The sequence below is a fragment of the Halorubrum sp. CGM5_25_10-8B genome (assembly GCF_005435095.1).
Classification (GTDB): domain Archaea; phylum Halobacteriota; class Halobacteria; order Halobacteriales; family Haloferacaceae; genus Halorubrum; species Halorubrum ezzemoulense.
Map to the genome: position 1 here is coordinate 34,716 of NZ_SGTY01000011.1, position 21,041 is coordinate 55,756.

Genomic DNA, 21,041 nt, shown 5'->3' on the forward strand with positions numbered 1-21,041 from the left:
CCCCGCCTACTGGAACATCTTCAGCGGCTCGGCCTGCGTGCTTTCCTCGGTCGCCTGTCGCATCTGCTCTGCGAGCTGGCGCTTCGCGTTCCGGATCTCCGTCGCCTGCTCCACGAGCCCGTCGGTCGGCGTCTCGATCCCCGCGATCGGGTCGATGCCGTCGACGATGAGCGCCCGCGCCGCCTCGGGGTCGGGGAACTGCGGGTCGGACTCGACGACGAGCCCGACCGCGTCGCGGTCGTCCTCCAGCGCGGCCGCCAGCATCGCGCCCGTTGGCCCGGAGACGAGCCCGGACTCCGACGGCTCCGACACCTCGGCGCGGTCCAGCGCCTCGGCGCCGTTCCCGGTCGCGATCCCGTACAGCTCCGGGGGCTCCTCGTCCTTCTCGCGGCCGAGGCCGGAGAGGAACACCGGGAACAGGTCGATCTCGTCGAACCACGAGCCGAGGCAGGCCGCGACCTCCGTCGCCGCCCCCGGGTTCACGGGGACGTCGCTGCGCAGCGCGACGAGATCCAGCTCGGAGTCGGCGTACAGCCGGACCGGGGTCGTCGCGGCCGTCTCGGACTCGCGGTAGACGGTCACCGGCGGGAGCCCGTCGCAGTGGACGTTCGCGTAGTGGGTCATCCCGTGGGCGTCGATCAGGTGGTCCGTCGCGATTTTCCCGACGAGCCCGACGCCGGGGAACCCCTCTATCAGCGTCGGCTCGTCCAGCGAGACGCCGTCGTCGAGGACGGAGATGCGTGCCATGTGCGGCCGTACGCCCGGGGTCGACCTAAAGGTGCGGCGGCGGGAGGCACCTCGCGCGTCCCGAAACGGTCTAACGGCCCGACGCGAAAGGGGGGCCATGAATCCGCTCGACCGATACGAGTCGCTCGTCGACGACGTCGACGCGTTCCGGGCGGCGTGCGACCGGCCCCTCCCCTCGGTCGTGCGCACGAACGGGATCGCGGCGACGCCGGCCCGCGTCCGCGAGGCGTTCGACGAGTCGGGCGTCGCTTACGAGCCCGTCGACTGGCACGACGGCCTCTTCCGGCTCTCCGACGGCAACCCCGGCGGCAACTGGCCGTACGTCCACGGCTGGACTCACGGGCAGGAGGAGGTGTCCGTGCTGCCGACGCTCGCCCTCGACCCGCGACCCGGCGAGCGCGTCTGGGACGCCTGCGCGGCGCCCGGCAGCAAGACCACCCAGATCGCCGACGCGATGGACGACGAGGGGACCGTCGTCGCCAACGACAACAACCTCGGGCGCCTCTCCGCGCTCCGGCACAACGCCGAGCGCCTCGGGATCACGAACGCGATCGTCACGAACCAGGACGCCCGCAACTTCTCGACGAAGCCGCTGGCGTTCGACGAGTTCGACCGCGCGTTGGTCGACGCGCCCTGCTCCTGTGAGGGTACGTGCCGGAAGAACCCGGACGTCCTCGACCAGTGGACGCTCGACCACGTCCACGCGGTCGCCGGCATCCAGAAGGGCGTCCTGGCGAGGGCCGTCCAGGCGACCCGCCCCGGCGGCGTCGTCGTCTACTCCACGTGTACGTTCGCGCCCGAGGAGAACGAGGCCGTCCTCGACCACGTCCTCGCGAACGAGGACTGCGAACTGGTCGAGTTCGACCTGCCGCTCGACGCCGACCCCGGCGTGACCGAGTGGGAGGGGGAGACGTACGACGAGTCGGTGACGTGCGCGCAGCGGATCTACCCCCACCGCAACGACACGGGCGGCTTCTTCTGCGCGAAGCTTCGAGTCGGCGGCGCGGCGGGCGATGAGACCGATAGCGCGGCCGCCGCCGACGGGGTGGTGGACGCGTGAGCGACGAGACCGGCGGAGAGGCGGGCGACGCCCCCACCAACGACGGCCAGCGGTTCGACCGGCTCCCCGCGACCCCTGCGGACCGCGAGGTCGAGGGCCGTGCGAGCCGCGCGGAGGTCCTCGACTGGTGGGAGGAGCGGTTCGGGATCGACCCCGAGGTGTTCGCGGAGTACTCCTTCTGGGAGAAGGGCGCGGGGAAGATCTGGATCTTCAACGGCGAGGCGACCGACCCCAGCGAGGTCGAGGCGATCGGGATGACTTTCCTGCGCACGCGACAGGACCACTGGAAGCCGACCGGCCGGGCGGTCTCGCGGTTCGGTCGCCTCGCGACCAAGAACGCGATCGAACTGGACCCGGCGCAGGCGTCCCGGTTCGCGGCGGGTGACGACCAAGACCTCCCCGAGTGGGACGGCGACTGGGGCTACCTGATCGCGACCCACGAGGTCGCGGGCAAGTCGGTCCCGATCGGGGTTGGGCTGTACCTCTACGACGAGCTGCGCTCCGTGGTCCCGAAGGGGAGCCGGGCGGACCTGCCGGTCGTGGAGTGAGCGGCCCTCCCGGCGTTCGGTAAAAAGTCAGTCGTCGGAGCGCCGCGGTTCGACGGCGCTCCAGCGGGTCGTGCGGGTCAGATCGACGTGTCCTCCGGCGGTTTGGTGGCGAGGTTGGTGATTCCGTACGCCGCCAGTAGCAGCAGCCCCAGCAGGATGGTGTACGACCGGACGCTGAGGCTTATCAGCGTCTCGTGGACGACCTGTCCCTCTCCCGACACCGGGTGCGGCGCCCCCGCGATTATCTCGAGCAGCCCCATCCCGACCGTGCCGATCAGGATGAGCGCGCCGCCGCCGTACAGTCCGACTCGTTCCATGGTAGTGAGTTGGCTCATGCGTCGTCACCTCGTTAGCCGATTAAGTACCGCAGCCGCGGGTGGTCCCTGACGAACGACGTCTTCGCGAGGTAGGCGTCGACGCCGAGCACGCGCCCGGCCCCGAGCGTGGCGATCATCGCGAAGATCAGCAGCCCGAGCAGGTCGCCGGTGATCACGCCGTGGGCCCAGCCGCCGGTCTCGCCGTTGATGAAGTAGAAGAACGTCATCAGGAACGCGCCGAAGAACGCCGCCAGCCGCGTCAGCGCGCCGACGATCAGCCCCAACCCGATCAGCGTCTGTCCCAAGGGGACCATGATGTTCGTGAACGACAACAGGATCCCGTCGGAGAACAGCGTGACCACCGGGCCGAGGCTCGTCTGCGCCGCCGCGCCGCCGACGAACCAGCTCGCGTCGAACGGCCACGCGAGGAACTTGTCGAGTCCCGCGTGGAGGAACCACCACCCGACGATCAGACGCAAGACGACGAGCCAGTAGGCGAAGCGCGACTCCTCGACCGGGAACGATACGTCTCTGCCCAGCAGCTGCGTTTGGATGTTCGTGACCATGCGTAACCTCGGTTGCGAAAATGTTCGGTTAGGATATATAAACTTATCTCCAATGTCACCGACGAGTAATTCGCGAACCGCGGACTACTCCTTCCGTCTCACCGTTCCGCCGCCGAGCCCCTCCCACTCAACTCGGTAGCCGAGCGTCGAGAGGGTTGCGCTCGCGTCGTCGACGCCGTACTCGTCCAGCGTCGCCTCCACCGTGGACAGCGCCGCCCCGTCGTCGATATCGTCGTCGATTCGCTCCAACACCGCCGGTCTGACCAGCGTGCGGCCGACGAGCTCGTGGGCGGGGAACGGCCCGCCCTCCACCGCCGCCTCGCTCACGCCGTGTCGGTCGGCGAGGTCCCGCAGGGGGAGCACGTCGTCCGCCGGTTCGAAGGCGTCCGGGAGGGCGGCGGCGGCGTCCGCGACGAACTCGGCCTCGTACTCGCGGAGCACGTCGACCACGTCCTTCACGCGGACCGCGCCCGAGTAGGTGACGACGCGGTGGTCGCGTGCGGCTACCTCCTCGCCGACGCCAAGGCTCTCGTCGACCGCGACGAGCAGGTCCACGTCCTCCACGTCAGCGAGTTGGCCGAGCTTCTTCTCGACGTACTCGGGGGTCCAGAAGCCCATGACCTCGAAGAACAGCCGGAAGTCGGCGTGGTCGTAGTCGAACGCGAAGTCCGGGATCATGACGCTCGCGCCGGTTTCGAGGGGTTCCGGCTCGCGGACGAGGGTCCAGTCGAGGTCGAGCCCGCGGAACCGACCGGCGAAGTCCGCTTCGACCCCGCTGTCGAAGTCGGGCTCCGCCACCGGCTCCACGTCGGGCACGGTCACGTCGCCGTCCGAGAGCCGCATCGTTCGCTCGCGGCCGCGGTCGTCGATCGTCGCCTCCAGCGACCACTCGGCGGACTCCGCGGCGGTCCGGAGCAGTCTCGCGAAGGCGGTCCCGTACCGTCGGGTGCGCGAGAACAGCGCGTCAGGCCCGGTGACGACGAGCTCCCGGCCTTCGGGAGTCTGCTCCAGTTCGTACATCAGCCGCAGGCGCTTCACCGCCGAGACGAGCCGCTTCGGGTCGTTCGACCGCACTCTGACCTCGGTGGCGTCGAACAGCGTAGTCTGGGCCAGAGAGAGGTCGTACTGCTCCAGCAGCGTGTCGGGGTCCCAGCGCACGTCGGCGTCGACGAGTACCCGATTCACGTCGCGGTCGGCGTACAGCGACGCCGACACGTCCCTCGAGTCGATCCCAAGCGCGTCGGCCGCGCGGTCGACCGCGGTCTCTCGCTCCGCCTCGCTCGCGACGCCGACCGCCTCCGCGGCCTCGAACGCGGCCCGCCGGACGCGACGCGGCGGGACGGCCGCGCGCGTCTCGAACTCGCACTCGCGCTCGACGAGCGCCGCCAGCCCGCGGACGAGCTTGAAGTCGCCGTTCCGCGCGGCCGCGTCGGCCTCCAAGTCCGCCAGCGCGTCGTCGAGGTCGCCGCGGCGCTCGCCGACGTGCGACTCGAACGCCCCGAGCACGCGCGCCGCGAGCGGCCGATGTTCCCGCCCGGTGAACTGCGGGCGGTAGCCGCCGCCCGCCCGGGAGACGCGCAGGAGGTCCTTCCGTAGCACGGCGGCGGCTACGGGCGTGGCGGCCTAAAACCGGCCGGGTTCGACGCTCCCGCGCCGACGCGCGCTTGTGGCCGCGGCTCGCCCGCATCGGCCCCTCCGCCCGCATCAGTCGTCGTCCGTGGTCTCCGGGGTGAACGTTACTCCCTCGACATCGATCCGCTCCGGCACGCGGCTCGTGTCGTGGGTCCCGACCGGCGGGAGGTTCACGCTCGCGGCCGGCGACGCGTCGAGGTCCGTCCCCTCTGATCCCGCTATCGACGCCATCTCGCCGTCCGCGTCTCGGGCGTCCTGATCGATCCGCATCGAGCAGAACTCCGCGCCGCACATCGAGCAGAAGCGGGCCTCCTTGTAGTTGTCTCCCGGAAGCGTCTGGTCGTGATACGACCGCGCGCGCTCGGGGTCGAGCGCGAGGTCGAACTGGCGCCGCCAGTCGAACTCGTACCGCGCCTCAGAGAGCGCGTCGTCCCAGTCGCGCGCGCCGGGGAGGTCGTTCGCCACGTCGGCCGCGTGCGCCGCGATACGATACGCGGCGAGACCGTCCCGCACGTCCTCGGGCTCCGGCAGTCCGAGGTGCTCCTTCGGCGTCACATAGCACAGCATGGCCGCGCCGGCCCGCGCGGCCTCGGTCGCGCCGATCGCGCTCGTGATGTGGTCGTACCCCGGCGCCACGTCCGTCACCAGCGGGCCGAGGACGTAGAACGGCGCTCCGTCGCACACCGCCTGCTGCCGCTCGACGTTCTCCGCGATATCGTCCAGCGGGACGTGGCCGGGGCCCTCCACCATTACCTGGACGCCGTGGTCCCACGCGGTCCGCGTGAGGTCTCCGAGGGTGTCGAGCTCGGCGAACTGCGCCTCGTCGCTCGCGTCGGCCACACAGCCCGGCCGGAGGCCGTCCCCGAGCGAGACCGTCACGTCGTGTTCGGCGAATATCTCACATATCGCCTCGAAATTCGCGTACAGCGGGTTCTGCGACCCGTTCTCCTCCATCCACTGCGCGAGGATCGACCCCCCTCGCGAGACGATCCCCGTCTTCCGGCCGTCGGTCAGCGGGAGGTGTTCCATCAGTATCCCCGCGTGGACCGTCATGTAGTCGACGCCCTGCCGCGCCTGTTTCTCGATGACGTCGAGCAGGAGCTCGCGGGTGATCGCCTCGGCGGACTCGGCCCGCTTGACCGCCTCGTAGATCGGGACCGTCCCGACCGGCACCGGCGAGTGCGCGACGTTGGCCTCGCGGGTCGCGTCCAGCTCGTTGCCCGTCGAGAGGTCCATCACCGTGTCGGCGCCGTAGTGGACCGCCGCGTGGAGCTTTTCGAGCTCCTCCTCCCGGCCGCTCGTCGTCTCGCTGTTCCCGATGTTCGCGTTGACCTTCGTGGCGAACGCCCGGCCGATGACCATCGGGTCGAGCGCGCCGTGCGCGTGGTTGTTCGGAATCACCGCGCGCCCCTCGGCGACCGCCTCGCGAACGAACTCCGGATCGCGGTTCTCGCGCGCCGCCGCGCGTTCGATCGCGGAGGTGACCTCGCCGCGTCGCGCCCGCTCCATCTGTGTCGCTGGCATAATCACTCGGTAATACCACTAACTAATATATTCTGTGGTAAACGGCTCGGCGCACCGAGTCGGCGCCCGGGTGCGACACGCTTAACCCCAAAACTCGCGGATCGGAGAGTAATGAGTACCGACGCGGCGGGCGACGCCGAGTCCGACGACGCCGCTTCCGGGGACCCCACCGACTCCGAGGCGTTCGTCCGCACCTGCGAACACCTCGTCGACAGGATCCTCGACGGCGAGATCGAGCGCGACGACCTCGAACGCGCCAAGCTCGACGCCTGCTCGGAGTTCGGCTCCCCCAAGGTGCCGAAGAACACCGAGATCCTCGACCACGCACCGACGGAGCACCGCGACGACGTGATCGAGGTGGTCCAGCGCAAGCCCGTCCGGACCGCGTCCGGGGTCTCCCCCGTGGCGATCATGACTTCCCCCGAACTGTGCCCGCACGGGAAGTGCCTCTACTGCCCGGGCGGCCCGGCCTCAGAGTTCTCCTCCGCGCAGTCGTACACGGGCCACGAGCCCGCGGCGGCCCGCGGCGAGCAGAACGACTACGACCCGTACGGGCAGGTCACGCTCCGGCTCGAACAGCTCCGCAAGATCGGCCACCCCGTCGACAAGGTGGAGCTCATCCTCATGGGCGGGACGATGACCGCGCGCTCGCACGACTACCAGGAGTGGTTCGTCAAGCGCGCGCTCCAGGCGATGAACGACTACGACCTCGACAAGGAGCCGGAGCCCGCGGAGGGCGAGTCGTTCGCGCCCGCGCCCGAGGAGACCGAGTTCGAGTACCTCGAAGACGTGATCGCCGAGAACGAGACGAATCCGATCCGCAACATCGGCACCACCTTCGAGACGAAGCCCGACTGGTGCGACCCGGAGCAGATCGACCGGATGCTCGACCTCGGCGGCACGAAGGTCGAGGTCGGCGTCCAGACCACCTACGAGCGGATCAACCGCGAGATGCACCGCGGCCACGGCAACGAGGCGAGCCGGAACGCCAACCGCCGCCTGCGCGACGCCGCGTTCAAAGTCGGCTTCCACATGATGCCGGGCCAGCCCGGGATGACCCGCGAGATGTGTCTGGAGGACTTCCGGCAGCTGTTCGAGAACCCCGACTGGCGCCCCGACTACCTGAAGATCTACCCCACGCTCGTCGTCGAGGGGACGCGGGTGTACGACCGGTGGCGGCGCGACGACTTCGACCCGCTCACGAGCGAGGAGGCGGCCGACCTCGTCGCCGACGTGATGGACCTGATCCCGAAGTACACGCGGCTCCAGCGCGTCCAGCGCGACATCCCGGCCGACTTCATCGACGCGGGCGTCCAGAAGTCGAACCTCCGACAGCTCGCCGCCCAGCGCGCCGAGGAGAAGGGGATCGTCCAGCGCGACATCCGCGCCCGCGAAGTGGGCCACAACGACGCCGACCCTGACCCGGACGACGTGGAACTCTCGGTCACCACCTACGAGGCCGGCGGCGGCACGGAACACTTCATCGCCTTCGAGGACCCCGTGCGCGACCTGCTCGTCGGCTTCTGTCGGCTTCGGTTCCCCTCGTTCGCCCCCGACCAGCCGGGCGCGCCGGGAACCGAGAGCGACCCGATCCGGCCGGAGCTCGAAGACGCCGCGCTGATCCGCGAGCTCCACGTGTACGGCACCGAGGTCGGCATCGGCGGCGACGGCGACTGGCAGCATAAGGGGTACGGGACGAAGCTGCTCGAACGCGCCGAGGAGCTCTCTCGCGACGCGGGCTACGACAAGGTCGCGGTCATCTCCGGTATCGGCGCCCGCGAGTACTACCGCAACAAGCTCGGCTACCGGCAGGACGGGCCGTACGTGTCGAAGCGGCTGTAGGCCCTCGGCCGACCGAACCCACGCCCGCTTCCGTCGGGAGTCGCTCCCCCGTCGCGTACCGTCGTCGACTGACGTTTCTGGCGACCACCGCCTTTCTGTTTACTTGGATTTAGATTAGTACAGAGTCATTCATTGATGAACATTTATACTCTATCAGGATACAATATCGGTACCTCGTCACACGAGGACTACTCACATGAATTTCGAACGACGAACTTTCGTGAAGGGGGTTGCCGGGCTCGCCGCGACGGCGACGATCACAGGAACTGCGTCGGCCGCGGACGGACAGACGCAGTATATCGTCGGTGCGAACGGGAACGGCGTCGCCGACGCCGTCACGGACGCGGGGTTCGAGGTCCGTCACGAGCTCGCCGACGGTGACGTGCTGGTCGCGGTCGGTCCGAGCGACGCAGCCGCCGACATCGAGTCGGTCAAGGGCGTCAAAGCGGCGAATCCGGACCTGAAGCTCGAACTCGACGAGCCGGAAGTCAACACCGAGGCGGCCGACGAGACCCCGCCGAGCGAGGGCGCCGCGCTGTCCGACCTCCAGTGGGACAAGGAGATCACCGACGTCTTCGAGGCCCACGAGTACGCGACCGGGGAGGGAACGCGCGTCGCGATCGTCGACACCGGGATTGACCTGAACCACCCGGACCTCGGAAACGTCAACGAGGAGCTCGGCCAAGCCTTCGTCGCCGACGACGACGTACCGGAGATCGGGCCCGACGACTCTGGATCTCACGGCACGCACGTCGCCGGAACCGTCGGCGCCACGGGCGAATCCGGCGTCGTCGGTACCGCCCCGGACACGGAGCTGATCCCGGTTCGCGTGTTCCCCGCAGAGGGCGGCGCGACGTTCGGTGACATCCTCGCTGGCATCGACTACGCGGCAGAGATCGGCGCCGACGCGGCGAACTTCAGCCTCGGAATCCCGGGCGTTCAGCAGCCGGGATCGGAGCTAAACAAGCTCAAGGCGGAGGTCCAGACCGTGTTCCAGAGCGCGGTCCGGCGTGGGACCGTGATCACGGGGAGCGCCGGCAACGACTCGGGGAGCCTTCAGGGGAGCGGCTTCACCCTGCCGAACAGCGTCCCGGCGGCGTTCACCGTCAGTGCGACCTCGCCCGCGGACACGCTCTCCTTCTACTCGAACTTCGGCACGAGCGACATCGACATCGCCGCGCCGGGCGGTGGGTACGAAACGCTGGAGAAGACGCTGGTCGAAGACCCCGACGGCGTCGAGTGGCCATTCCCGACGAACCTCGTGCTGTCGACAATCCCCGTCGAACAGGGAGCGTACGGGTACAAGGCCGGCACTTCCATGGCAGCCCCGCAGGTCGCCGGCCTCGCTGCACTCGTCCGCGAACTCGAACCGAACGCGAATGCGAGCCGGATCGAGCAGGCGATCCAGAAGGGCGCCGAGGGGGCGAACGGCAAGAGCGACTCGGAGTTCGGTGCCGGGATCATCAACGCGCTCAACACCGTCGAGCGCCTCGCCAGCGGCAAGGGGAAAGGCAACGGTAACTGACGCGTGGGGAGCCGACCGTCGCGCTGAATCCCACAACGACACGCCTTTTTCCGCCCCGGCGGTCTCTATCAGGTATGGACCAGAAGCGGGAGCTGTCGAGCATCGACCTCGCGGCCCTCGTCACCGAGCTGAATCGGTACGAGGGCGCGAAGGTCGACAAGGCGTACCTCTACGACGACGACCTGCTCCGGCTGAAGCTGCGCGACTTCGACCGCGGCCGCGTTGAGCTCATGATCGAGGTCGGAGAGATCAAACGCGCGCACGCCGCCGACCCAGACCACGTCGCGGACGCGCCGGGCCGCCCGCCGAACTTCGCGAAGATGCTCCGGAACCGGCTGTCCGGCGCGGACTTCGCGGGCGTCGAGCAGTACGAGTTCGACCGCATCCTCACCTTCGAGTTTGAGCGCGAGGACCAGAACACGACGCTCGTCGCCGAGCTGTTCGGGCAGGGCAACGTCGCCGCGCTCGACGAGACGGGCGAGGTGATCGGGGCGCTGTCGACGGTCCGGCTGAAGTCCCGGACGGTGGCGCCCGGCTCGCAGTACGAGTACCCTGCCTCGCGGCTCAACCCCCTTGACGTGAGCCGCGGCGGGTTCGACCGGCACATGCGCGAGTCGGACAGCGACGTGGTGCGCACCCTCGCCACGCAGTTGAACCTCGGCGGCCTCTACGCCGAGGAGGTGTGCACCCGCGCCGGCGTGCCGAAGGAGACGCCCATCGAGGAGGCGACGGACGACCAACTCGGGGCGCTCCACGACGCCCTCTCCCGGATCGACGAACGGCTCCGCTCGGGCGACATCGACCCCCGAGTGTACGAGGAATCGATCGACGGCGACGGGAGCGACGGCGGCGCCGGTGACGCCGACCCCCGCGTGGTCGACGTGACCCCCTTCCCGCTCGCGGAGCACGAGGACCTGCCGAGCGTGGGGTTCGACTCCTTCAACGCCGCCGTCGACGAGTACTTCCACCGGCTGGGGAGCGAGGAGACCGGCGACGGCGAGGCCCCCGCCGACGCGAGCGCCTCCCGCCCGGACTTCGAGGAGGAGATCGCCAAACAGGAGCGGATCATCGAACAGCAGCGCGGCGCGATCGAGGGGTTCGAGGAACAGGCGCAGGCGGAGCGCGAGCGCGCGGAGCTGCTGTACGCGAACTACGACCTCGTCGACGAGGTGATCTCGACGGTGCGGGAGGCCCGCGAGAACGAGGTGCCGTGGGACGAGATCGCGGAGACGCTCGACGCCGGCGCGGAGCGGGGGATTCCGGCCGCGGAGGCCGTCGTCGACGTCGACGGCGGCGAGGGGACGGTAACGGTGGAACTCGAGGACGATGACGGCGACCCCGTCCGCGTCGAGGTCGACGCGAGCGAGGGCGTCGAGGTCAACGCCGACCGCCTCTACCGGGAGGCGAAACGCGTCGAGGAGAAGAAGGAGGGGGCGATGGCGGCGATCGAGTCCACCCGCGAGGAGCTGGAGGCGGTCAAGGAACGGAAGGCGGAGTGGGAGGAACAGCAGGCGGCCGACGACGGCGGCGAGGAAGAGGGCGACGACGAGGACGACGACGAGGCGTACGAGACCGACTGGCTCTCCCGCTCTTCGATCCCGATCCGCAGCCCGGACGACTGGTTCGAGCGGTTCCGCTGGTTCCGCACCTCGACCGGCTACCTCGTCATCGGCGGGCGCAACGCCGACCAGAACGAGGAGTTGGTGAAGAAGTACATGGGTAAACACGATCGGTTCTTCCACACGCAGGCGCACGGGGGGCCGGTGACGATCCTCAAGGCCTCGGGCCCGTCGGAGTCGGCCGATCCGGTCGACTTCTCGGAGGAGACCCTGCGGGAGGCCGCGCAGTTCGCCGTCTCCTACTCGTCTGACTGGAAGGATGGCCGCGGCGCGGGCGACGCGTACATGGTCGACCCCGACCAGGTGTCGAAGACCCCCGAGAGCGGCGAGTACATCGAGAAGGGGAGCTTCGTGATCCGCGGCGACCGGACGTACTTCGAGGACGTCCCCTGCCGGATCGCCGTCGGCGTCCAGTGCGAGCCGGTCACCCGCGCCATCGGCGGCCCGCCGTCGGCCGTCGTCGACCGCGCGGCCGCGCACCTCACCTTCGAACCGGGGATGTACGCGCAGAACGACGCCGCGATGATGGCGTACCGGAATCTGAAAGAGCGGTTCGCGGACCAGTCGTTCGTGCGGAAGGTCGCGAGCGCGGACCAGCTACAGGAGTTCCTCCCGCCGGGCGGATCGGACATCGTCGACTGAGGCCCCCCGTCGACCGCGGAACGATTCTTCTCCCCGAGCGCGACGTTTTCAAGCCTCCGCGACCGAGGCGAGGCTATGACCTTCGAATCGCTGCCGGAGGGGTGGCGGGTGTGGAACGAGGAGCCCAGCGGCCGGGCGATCCTCGTCTACCGACCCGATGTCTTCGGGAGCGGAGACCTCCCGGACGAGTGTCTCCCGACGATCTACCTGACGAACGGCTCCCGCAACGCGCGGCCCGGTTCGGGCCAGTACGCGACTGACGAGTGGCACGTCGTCCTCTTCTTGGAGCCCGAAATTGAGGCGGTCGCGGAGACGCACGAGAGCCGCGAGGCGGGTGCGGCCGGCGCGGTCGATGTCGCGGAACGGTTCGTCGCGGGCGAGATCGATTACCGGGACGCGTATCAGGTGCCCCGCGAGGCGTACTTCGCGCGCCTCGACGAGTTCGTCGGTGCTGAAGAGGGGGCGTAACGACGCGCCGGCGAGCCGAGATTTATCCACGATCGCGTATATCATCGCACGATTAGCGGAGCGATACGCCACGAACACGAGGATTTTTATCGCCGCCCGCCTCACCCTCGCGTACATGAACGCCGGTGGGGACTACGGCGGCGACGAACCGCGAGAGAAGTGCGGCGTCGTCGGCGTCTCGCTCGAGGACCGGGAGGCCGCGCGACCGCTGTACTACGCGCTGTACGCGCTCCAACACCGCGGCCAGGAGTCGGCCGGCATCGTCACGCACGACGGGTTCCAGCAGCACAGCCACGTCGAGCGCGGCCTCGTCGGCGACGCCTTCGAGGAGGGGGACCTCGCGTCGCTGTCGGGCGGCACGGGCATCGGCCACGTCCGCTACCCGACCGCCGGGAGCCTTGACAAGAGCTGCGCGCAGCCCTTCTCGGTGTCGTTCAAGTCCGGCTCGCTCGGGCTCTCCCACAACGGGAACCTCGTCAACGCCGACGAAGTGCGCGAGGAGCTCGCGGCCGCGGGCCACGCGTTCACCTCCGACGGCGACACCGAGGTGATCGCCCACGACCTCGCGCGGAACCTCCTCGAAGAGGACCTCGTGCGGGCGGTCAAACACACGATGAACCGCATCCACGGCTCCTACTCGCTGGCGATCACCCACGACGACACCGTGCTGGGCGTCCGCGACCCGCTTGGCAACCGCCCGCTGTGTCTCGGGAAGATCGACGGCGGCTACGTCCTCGCCAGCGAGTCGGCCGCCATCGACACGCTCGACGGGGAGCTGATCCGCGACGTCCGACCCGGCGAGCTCGTCGTCCTCGACCCCGACGGCACGGGGTACGACACGTATCAGTTGGTCGAGCGCGACGCGACCGCCCACTGTTTCTTCGAACACGTCTACTTCGCGCGCCCCGACTCCGTCATCGACGAGAGCCTCGTGTACGAGGTGCGCCGGAAGCTCGGCCGGAAGCTCTGGGAGGAGTCCGGCGTCGAGTCCGACGTGGTGATGCCCGTCCCCGACTCCGGGCGCGCCTTCGCCTCCGGCTACGCGGACGCGGCGGGCGAGACCACGGCCGCCGGCGAGCCGCGGCCGGCGGACGACGGCGGCGTGGAGTTCGCCGAGGGGCTGATGAAGAACCGGTACGTGGGCCGGACGTTCATCATGCCGACGCAGGACGAGCGCGAGCGCGCCGTCCGGCTGAAGCTGAACCCGATCCGGTCGACCGTGGAGGGGAAGTCGGTCACCATCATCGACGACTCCATCGTCCGCGGGACGACATCGACGCAGCTCGTCGAGCTGGTCCGCGAGGCCGGCGCCGAGGAGGTCCACCTCCGGATCGGCGCGCCGCCGATCCTCGCCCCCTGCTACTTCGGCATCGACATGGCCACGCGCGACGAACTCATCGCCGCCGACGCCTCGACCGAGGAGATCCGCGAGGAGGTGGGCGCCGACTCGCTCTCGTACCTCTCCATCGACGCGGTCGCGGAGGCGCTCGGCGAGAGCCGCGCGGACCTCTGTCTCGGCTGCGTCACCGGCGAGTACCCCTTCGACGTCGAGGGCGAGGCGACCGACCGTGATGTCGACGCGCCGGTATCGGACCCGACGCCGGCGGACGACTGACCCTTCCGACTCGGCGCCGGCCCCGCACACGTTCGCCGCCGGGCCGCCCGCTCGGAACGTATCGGGGGCTTAAATACGATCACGGTCAGAGGTGCGAGCATGACAGGGAACACCGACGCCGCCGAGGGCGACGCCGCGTCGATGAGCCGCCGCGGATTCTTCCGCGCCGGGGCCGCCGGAGCGGCGGTCGCGGCGGGGGTCGCGGCCGGAAGCGGGACCGCCGCCGCCCAGTACGACGGGTGGCTCGAGGGCGTCAGCAACTACGACGGTACTCACGACTACCGCGGGCAGGACGAGGTCACCGTCTCGGTCGGCGCGGGCGAGAACGGGCTCCGCTTCGGCCCCGCCGCCATCCTCATCGACCCGGGCGCGACCGTCGTCTGGGAGTGGACCGGACAGGGCGGCGGTCACAACGTCGTCGCGGACGATGGCACGTTCGACAGCGGCTCGCCCGTCTCGGAGGAGGGCACGACCTTCGAGTACACCTTCGAGGACGCGAGCGACGGTGACACGTTCAATTACCTCTGTGAACCCCACCGGGCGGTCGGAATGAAGGGCGTCGTGGCTGTCGGGTCCGTCGACGACGACCTCGTCGACCCGCAGGCCGAGGGCGGCTCCGGCAGCGGCGGTGGCTCTGGCGGCGACGGCGGCGACGGTGGCTCCGGGAGCGGCGACTCGGGCGGGTCCGACGGCGGTCTCTCCGCGAGCGACATCGGAACGCTGGCGCTCGGGTTCGGCTTCGCCGGCGCGCTGCTCGTCCCGCTGTTCTACGCGGCACACAAGAAGGCAGAGCGGAACGCGTAGTCCTCTTCTCGCGTCTTTCCTCAGTAGATGTGGTACAGCAGCAGGTACACGCCGATCCCCATCGTGAAGGAGATCAGCCAGAGGACGGCGCCGACGAACCCGACCTGCGAGTGCCGCGTCTGATAGAGGTCCGCGTACGGGCGCGTCGCCGCGAGGAACAGCGCGTGGAAGACGAAGGGGACGCAGACGATCGCGAGCAGGATGTGGATCGCGAGGAAGGGGAGGTACACGTACGAGTAGACGAGCTCCGGCCCGGGGAACTCGGTGGTGCCGACGTGGATCAGTCGGTATAGGTACGCCCCGAGGAACGCGGCGAACAGCGCGAACGAGGTCACCATGAAGTTCCGATGACGCGTCACGTTCCCGCGGGAGATCGCCCGCCAGCCGAGCAGGATCGTTGCGATCGCCGTCGCGGAGACGGCGGCGTTGAAGTGCGGGATCGCGGCGAGGACGGCGTCGCTCGCGCGCGGGAGCAGCGAACTCGGGATCACGCCGCCCACCGCGCCGAAGACGAGCGCGAGCGCGACGCCGGAGGCGACGGCGGTCAACACGGAGACGTTCTCGCGGGCCCAGTCGGACATGCCAGGACGGAGGGACGCGACCCCCAAACGCGTGCCGGTTGCGGTCGACGCGTTCCGGTCGCGGTCGCCGGATCGGGACGGCGGCGCGCCGCCCGCCGGTCTGCGAAACCCCGGCACGGCTCCCTCGAATGGAAGGGCTTTTAATTGGGGACAGGGTACGTGGAGACGCGACAGAACACCGCGAGCGTGGGTAGCCAAGCCAGGCCAACGGCGCAGCGTTGAGGGCGCTGTCCTGTAGAGGTCCGCCGGTTCAAATCCGGTCCCACGCATCGCTCGGGGCACACCCCACCGATGCCGGTGTTGTCTCTACGACAGCACCCACGCACAATTCCTTTCGATGCTACGTGAGAAGTGACGACTACGATCCGAATGCTGCGGTCGTGAACTGCCCCACAGCCCCGGCCGCTCGGTTATAAATCGTTACTCGTGGACCGGCGGCGACCACCTCCAAAGCCCCAGTCGCGAGGGCGGCGCACGCTCGCTGCGCTCCTCGTTCGTTCGCTTCGCTCACTCACTACGGTGCTTACGTCGCCTGCGCCGCCCTCGCGACTGCCCCTTCGAGTCCCGCCCAGCACAGCACCGCGCCTCACGCCTCCCCAGCCTCGTCACCGGACGATCTCCGGTTGCAAGCGAGAGCGGGGCTCTCGCCCTGTCGGTGGTCCTCCGCTTCGCTCCGGACCACCGACTCCCTCGCGCGTGCTGGCTTCGCGGCCGCCGGGGGCGGTCGATCGCAGGCACGCGCCACCGCATCGGCTGTTTGTTGCTGATTGTCGCCTCGCCCGCGCGAACTGCCACCCTTTTAGTCGCGCGCCGTCGGAGTGTGGCGTAATGAGTACGGACGCGACCCCCGAGTACGACTACGAGGAACTGGGGCTCGTCGCCGGGCTGGAGATCCACCAGCAGCTCGACACCGAGACCAAGCTGTTCTGCGACTCCCCGACCGTCGAGCGCGACCCCGACGAGTCCGACCGGTCGATCACCCGACAGCTCCACCCGACGAAGAGCGAACTGGGCGAGCTGGACGACGCCGCGATGGAAGAGAGCCGCGTCGACCGCGAGTTCACCTATCTCGCGTACGACACGACCTGCCTCGTCGAGGAGGACGACGAACCGCCCCGCCGCGTCGACGGCGAGGCGCTCTCCGTGGCGCTCCAGATCGCCGACCTGCTCGACCTCTCGGTCGTCGACCAGGCGCACGTCATGCGGAAGCTCGTCATCGACGGCTCGAACACCTCCGGCTTCCAGCGCTCGATCCTCCTCGGGCAGGACGGCGAGATCGAGACGGAGTCCGGGTCGGTGTCGGTCGTCGACCTCATGCTCGAAGAGGAGTCCGCGAAGCGCGTCGAAGAGACGGACGACGGCGTCGTCTACTCGCTCGACCGGCTCGGCGTCCCCCTCGTCGAGATCGGGACGGGCCCGGACATCCGCAGCCCGGAGGGCGCGCGGCAGGCCGCCGAGCGCATCGGGATGCTGCTTCGCTCGACGGGCGCGGTCAAGCGCGGACTCGGCACCATCCGGCAGGACGTGAACGTCTCCATCGCCGACGGCGCGCGCGTCGAGGTGAAGGGCGTTCAGGACCTCCAAGGGATCGAGGACATCGTCCGCGGCGAGGTGGGCCGACAGGCGGAGCTGCTCGAAATCCGCGACGAACTCCGCGAACGCGACGCGAGCGTCGGCGACGTGACGGACGCGACCGACGTCTTCGCCGACACCGAGTCGGGCGTCATCCGCGGCGCGCTCGACTCTGGCGGGAAGGTCACCGCGGTCCCGCTGTTCGGGTTCGACGGCCTCGTTGGCCGCGAACTCCAGCCCGACCGCCGGCTCGGCACGGAGCTGTCGGACCACGCGAAGCGCCACGGCGCGGGCGGCATCTTCCACACCGACGAACTGCCGGCGTACGGCGTCACCGAGGCGGAGGTCGACGCGCTACGCGATGCGGTCGGCGCGGGCGAGGCGGACGCGGTCGCCATCGTCGCGGCCGACCCGGAGACCGCCGACCTCGCGATCGAGGCGGCCGCGGAGCGCGCCGAGGCCGCGATGGAGGGCGTCCCCGAGGAGACCCGCGGCGCGAACGACGACGGCACGACCCGCTACCTCCGCCCGCTCCCGGGCGCCGCGCGGATGTACCCCGAGACGGACGTGCCGCCGGTGGAACCGGACCCCTCGGACGTGGAGACGCCGGAACTCCTCGACGAGAAGGCCGAACGGTACGCCGACGAGTTCGGCCTCGACGCCGGGCTCGCCGAGCAGGTCGCGTTCGGCCAGCGGTTCCCGCTGTTCGAGGCGGCGGTCGACCGCGGCGTCGACCCCACCTTCGCTGCGACGACGCTGGAGTCGACGACGACGGAGATCCGGCGCGGCGGCGCGCCCGTCGAGCACCTCACCGACGACCACTTCCTCGCGCTGTTCGACCTCGTCGAGTCGGGCGACCTCGCGAAGGAGGGCGTCCCCGAGGTGCTGACGACGCTCGCCGAGGACCCCGATCTGACGGCGAGCGAGGCCGTCGAGGCGGCGGGCCTCTCGGGCGTGAGCGAGGCGGAGGTCCGCGAGGCGGTCGTCGAGGTCGTCGAGCGCAATGCGGACCAGATCGAGGCCGAGGGGATGGGGGCGTTCTCCGGGCTGATGGGCGAGGCGATGGGCGCGCTCCGCGGGAAGGCCGACGGGGAGGTCGTCTCCGACGTGCTTCGCGAGGAGATCGGCAAGCGCTCGTAACGCGTTCCGCGCGTCCCACACCGGTTAGGCCCCCTCTTTACGTGGCGCGAGTCCGTTATCGGAATTGAGGGTCATCTGATGGCAGACTCGCCTGTGGTCGACCAGTCGGACGATTCGTCCGCGTCGGACCGCGCGCCCGACCCGGCCGAGACGCAGACGGTCAGCGGCCGCGTCTCGGAGGTGACGAACCGCTTCGTTCACGCCGTCGAACTCGCCGCCGCGGCGCTGTTCGCGCTCCTGTTCGGTATCGGCGTCGTCGACCTCGCGATCCAGATCGTTGAGTCCGTCCCGACGGGAGAGATCACGAACCCGGAAGTGGTCATCGGCTTCATCGAGACGGGCCTCCTGCTGCTCATCATCGTCGAGGTGTACCAGACGGTCGTCGCGTACATCGAACAGAGCGACACCAGGCGGATCGTCAGGCTGGTGATCTACACCGGCGTCATCGCGATGGTCCGGAAGGTGATCATCTTCCGCACCACCGAGTACCCCTCGACGCAGGACGCGCTGTTCGCCGCCGTCTCCTACGGGACCGTAATGCTCGGGCTCGTGCTGCTGTTGTACGTCGAGCGCTCTGTCGGCGCCTCGCTGACGCCCGAGTGAGCCGCCGTCACTCGGTCAGCTCCTCGATCAACGTGTCGAGGTCGTACGTCGCCGGCGCGCGCGGCTCGTCGCGCAGCGCCGCGATGGTGAACGTCGAGTTCGTGCGCTCGACCTCGGGGATCGCCTCGAAGTCGCTGATGAGCCGCTCGACGGTGTCCGACGAGGAGAGTCGCGCGAGGACGACGAAGTCCGTCTCGCCCATCGTGAAGAACGCCTCCGTGACGCCCTCCACCGCCAGCAGCTCGTCCGCGAACTCCTCGTACGGACCCTCGTAGCTCGCGAGCACCTCGACGATGACGGTGACGCCGAGCCCGAGCGCCTCGTGGTCGAGGTCGTACAGGTCGTTCTCGATGACGCCGTCCTCCCGGAGGTTGTTCAGTCGGTAGTGGATCGTCGACACCGGAATCCCGGTCTCCTCGTGGAGCCGCTCCGGGCTCCCGGTACCGAGATCGGATATCGCCTTCAACAGCCGCACGTCGCGCTCGTCCATACCCCCGGATCGACCCCCGACCGGTTGTATATGTCGACCGACAGGGTTGGAGGATACTCCAAGATGTCGGCGCCGTTCGGGGCTCGAATCGGATCTAATTCGTATGTCTGATTCTTCGTTTCGAATAACGCACTATCCGAGAGAATAGTTTAACTACGTCTGTGTCTTTCGAATTCATAACCAGTGAATCTCAGAAACCTCCTCTCTACTCCGGAAGCGGTCGTCGCCGCGTTCCTGCTGCTCGCAACGCTCTGGGGCACGTCCTTCGTCGCGATCGAGGCCGGCCTCCACTACTTCCCGCCGCTGTTGTTCGCCGGCGTCAGGTACGTCGTCGCCGGCGCGGTCGTGCTGGGCTACGCCGCGGTCGCCGCGGACCGGTGGATCCCGCGGGGCCGCGACGAGTGGCTCGGCGTCGCCGTCGCGGGCACGTTCGTGATCGCGGCGTATCACGGGTTCCTCTACCTCGGCGAGATCCGGATCTCCGGCGCGGTCGCCGCGGTCGTCGTGAGCCTCTCGCCGGTGTTGACTGCCGTCTTCGCGGCCGCGCTCCTCCCGAACGAACGCCTCGGCCCCGTCGAAATCGGCGGGTTCGCGCTCGGCGTCATCGGCGTGGCCGTGATCGCCGACCCGGCCGCGGCCGGGCTGGGCAGCGCGGCGGTCGTCGGCGTCGCGCTCGCGTTCGCCGGCGCGGCCGCCTTCTCTCTGGGCGCCGTCCTGCTGCGCCCGCTCCGCACCGACCTCCCGATCGCCGCGCTTCAGGGCTGGGCGATGGTGATCGGAGCCGGGCAGCTGCTCGTCGCGGCCGCCGCGATCGGCGAGTCGCCCGCCGCGATCGCCTGGAACCAGACGGCGATCGCCTCGCTCGCGTATCTGACGCTGCTCTCCGGCGTGGTCGCGTTCCTCCTGTACTTCGCGCTGCTCGACGCGGTCGGCCCGTCGCAGCTCCACCTCGTCGGCTACGCCGAGCCCGTCGTCGCCGCGGTCGGTAGCTGGGCCCTGCTCGGTCACCTCGTCGACGCCGAGGCGCTGATCGGGTTCGTCGCGATCCTCGCCGGCTTCCTCGTCTTAGAGCGCCGCGAGATCGCCGACTACGTCGGCGTCGACCGGTTGCGAGAGTAGCGGCTCACGGAGACGCCTCTCGCGGGTTCCGGTCGTTCACCCCTCGCGGATTTCGGCGACTCACCCCTCCACGTCTCGGCTCAGCCCCGCGCGGAGGTCGCGGCCGAAGTAGTGGCCGAGCAGCGCGAGCACCAGCCCGACGCCCCCGCCGACCGCGACGAGCGGGAGCCCCCACTGCGAGAGGTAGTCGATCCCGATCGGGAGGAAGCCGACGCCGAGGACGCTCGTCACCGCGCTCGCCGCGCCCGCGGCGGCGCCGGCGGTCCCGGTCTCGACGTAGCGGCGCGCCGACAGCACAAGGCCGAGCAGGAACGCGGCGACGAACACGCCGCCCGCGGTCCCGACCGTCCCGCCGATGAGCGGGATCAGGCCGCCGACGAACACGCCGACCGCGACCGCGACGAGCGCGAGACCGAACGCCTTCGCCGAGAACCACCGCCCCGAGACGCCGACCCGGCCGGCGTCCCCGGAGCCGGCCTCGCTCCCCGCCGTCGGCTCGGCGCTCGCGGCCCCGCCGGCGTCGGCCTCTGACTCTCCCTCGCCGCCCGCGAGGTCGTCGTCGAGGAGGTCGTCGAGGTCGTCCATCGGGTCGTCGGACGACTCGCGCTCCTTGGAGGGTTGCATACC

Annotated in this window: 19 protein-coding genes and 1 tRNA gene; 12 read left to right on the top strand and 8 right to left on the bottom strand. The window is 69.6% G+C overall.

From position 1 onward, the window contains the following. Nucleotides 1–6: 6 nt before the first annotated feature. Entirely contained in the window at nt 7–747 is a 741-nt protein-coding gene (locus EXE51_RS11610; RefSeq protein WP_086219131.1) for a proteasome assembly chaperone family protein, read from the bottom strand. A gap of 97 nt (nt 748–844) precedes the next feature. Here EXE51_RS11610 and EXE51_RS11615 point away from each other — a divergent pair, with 97 nt between their 5' ends. Next, entirely contained in the window at nt 845–1,807 is a 963-nt protein-coding gene (locus EXE51_RS11615) for an RsmB/NOP family class I SAM-dependent RNA methyltransferase (RefSeq protein WP_137692706.1), read from the top strand. Beyond that, nucleotides 1,804–2,355, top strand: coding sequence for a hypothetical protein (locus EXE51_RS11620; protein WP_137692707.1), 552 nt, complete (start codon nt 1,804–1,806; stop codon nt 2,353–2,355). Before EXE51_RS11615 ends, EXE51_RS11620 begins: the two co-directional genes overlap by 4 nt. 77 nt (nt 2,356–2,432) lie before the next feature. Here the strand turns inward: EXE51_RS11620 and EXE51_RS11625 are convergent, their stop codons facing one another. The 4 genes from EXE51_RS11625 to thiC form a co-directional block, all read right to left on the bottom strand. Next, nucleotides 2,433–2,690, bottom strand: coding sequence for a hypothetical protein (locus EXE51_RS11625; RefSeq protein ID WP_233125157.1), 258 nt, complete (start codon nt 2,688–2,690; stop codon nt 2,433–2,435). Between the two features lie 14 nt (nt 2,691–2,704). Next, a complete protein-coding gene (locus EXE51_RS11630; protein WP_049929340.1) occupies nt 2,705–3,238 on the bottom strand; it encodes a DoxX family protein in 534 nt (177 codons plus the stop codon). Between the two features lie 84 nt (nt 3,239–3,322). Beyond that, nucleotides 3,323–4,837 carry a DUF790 family protein gene (locus EXE51_RS11635; protein WP_089307546.1) on the bottom strand — a complete coding sequence of 505 codons (1,515 nt, stop codon included), beginning with the start codon at nt 4,835–4,837 and terminating at the stop codon, nt 3,323–3,325. A gap of 105 nt (nt 4,838–4,942) precedes the next feature. Further along, nucleotides 4,943–6,379 (bottom strand): phosphomethylpyrimidine synthase ThiC, encoded by a 1,437-nt coding sequence (thiC, locus tag EXE51_RS11640; protein WP_137692737.1) that lies wholly within the window; start codon nt 6,377–6,379, stop codon nt 4,943–4,945. A 126-nt stretch (nt 6,380–6,505) separates the two neighbouring features. Here thiC and EXE51_RS11645 point away from each other — a divergent pair, with 126 nt between their 5' ends. From EXE51_RS11645 to EXE51_RS11670, 6 genes are all read left to right on the top strand, one after another. After that, nucleotides 6,506–8,236 (top strand): tRNA uridine(34) 5-carboxymethylaminomethyl modification radical SAM/GNAT enzyme Elp3, encoded by a 1,731-nt coding sequence (locus EXE51_RS11645; protein WP_089307548.1) that lies wholly within the window; start codon nt 6,506–6,508, stop codon nt 8,234–8,236. Between the two features lie 196 nt (nt 8,237–8,432). Next, on the top strand, nt 8,433–9,761 hold the full coding sequence (locus EXE51_RS11650; protein WP_137692708.1) for a S8 family serine peptidase: 1,329 nt from the start codon (nt 8,433–8,435) through the stop codon (nt 9,759–9,761). A gap of 74 nt (nt 9,762–9,835) precedes the next feature. Beyond that, the gene (gene rqcH, locus EXE51_RS11655; RefSeq protein WP_089307550.1) at nt 9,836–12,022 is read left to right on the top strand and encodes a ribosome rescue protein RqcH; all 2,187 of its coding nucleotides are present in this window, start codon (nt 9,836–9,838) and stop codon (nt 12,020–12,022) included. A 75-nt stretch (nt 12,023–12,097) separates the two neighbouring features. Beyond that, the gene (locus EXE51_RS11660) at nt 12,098–12,490 is read left to right on the top strand and encodes a DUF5820 family protein (protein WP_094552583.1); all 393 of its coding nucleotides are present in this window, start codon (nt 12,098–12,100) and stop codon (nt 12,488–12,490) included. A gap of 115 nt (nt 12,491–12,605) precedes the next feature. After that, nucleotides 12,606–14,105 carry an amidophosphoribosyltransferase gene (gene purF / locus EXE51_RS11665; RefSeq protein WP_049929348.1) on the top strand — a complete coding sequence of 500 codons (1,500 nt, stop codon included), beginning with the start codon at nt 12,606–12,608 and terminating at the stop codon, nt 14,103–14,105. Between the two features lie 99 nt (nt 14,106–14,204). Further along, complete coding sequence (locus EXE51_RS11670) at nt 14,205–14,909, top strand: halocyanin domain-containing protein (RefSeq protein ID WP_094495292.1); 705 nt, start codon at nt 14,205–14,207, stop codon at nt 14,907–14,909. A 20-nt stretch (nt 14,910–14,929) separates the two neighbouring features. Here the strand turns inward: EXE51_RS11670 and EXE51_RS11675 are convergent, their stop codons facing one another. Continuing rightward, complete coding sequence (locus EXE51_RS11675) at nt 14,930–15,490, bottom strand: DUF420 domain-containing protein (protein ID WP_086215564.1); 561 nt, start codon at nt 15,488–15,490, stop codon at nt 14,930–14,932. A 184-nt stretch (nt 15,491–15,674) separates the two neighbouring features. On the opposite strand from EXE51_RS11675, the gene EXE51_RS11680 reads away from it, so the two are divergent. The 3 genes from EXE51_RS11680 to EXE51_RS11690 all read left to right on the top strand — a co-directional run bounded on the left by EXE51_RS11680 (nt 15,675) and on the right by EXE51_RS11690 (nt 18,805). Then, nucleotides 15,675–15,759, top strand: a tRNA-Leu gene (locus tag EXE51_RS11680). A gap of 559 nt (nt 15,760–16,318) precedes the next feature. Beyond that, nucleotides 16,319–18,202 (top strand): Glu-tRNA(Gln) amidotransferase subunit GatE, encoded by a 1,884-nt coding sequence (gene gatE / locus EXE51_RS11685; protein ID WP_137692709.1) that lies wholly within the window; start codon nt 16,319–16,321, stop codon nt 18,200–18,202. Nucleotides 18,203–18,280: 78 nt separating this feature from the next. Then, on the top strand, nt 18,281–18,805 hold the full coding sequence (locus EXE51_RS11690) for a phosphate-starvation-inducible PsiE family protein (RefSeq protein ID WP_049929353.1): 525 nt from the start codon (nt 18,281–18,283) through the stop codon (nt 18,803–18,805). Between the two features lie 7 nt (nt 18,806–18,812). On the opposite strand, the gene EXE51_RS11695 is transcribed toward EXE51_RS11690, so the two are convergent. Continuing rightward, a complete protein-coding gene (locus tag EXE51_RS11695; protein WP_049929354.1) occupies nt 18,813–19,295 on the bottom strand; it encodes an Lrp/AsnC family transcriptional regulator in 483 nt (160 codons plus the stop codon). Nucleotides 19,296–19,478: 183 nt separating this feature from the next. On the opposite strand from EXE51_RS11695, the gene EXE51_RS11700 reads away from it, so the two are divergent. Beyond that, nucleotides 19,479–20,414 carry a DMT family transporter gene (locus EXE51_RS11700; protein WP_049929356.1) on the top strand — a complete coding sequence of 312 codons (936 nt, stop codon included), beginning with the start codon at nt 19,479–19,481 and terminating at the stop codon, nt 20,412–20,414. A 60-nt stretch (nt 20,415–20,474) separates the two neighbouring features. On the opposite strand, the gene EXE51_RS11705 is transcribed toward EXE51_RS11700, so the two are convergent. Next, entirely contained in the window at nt 20,475–21,038 is a 564-nt protein-coding gene (locus tag EXE51_RS11705) for a hypothetical protein (protein WP_049929357.1), read from the bottom strand. Nucleotides 21,039–21,041: the final 3 nt, after the last annotated feature.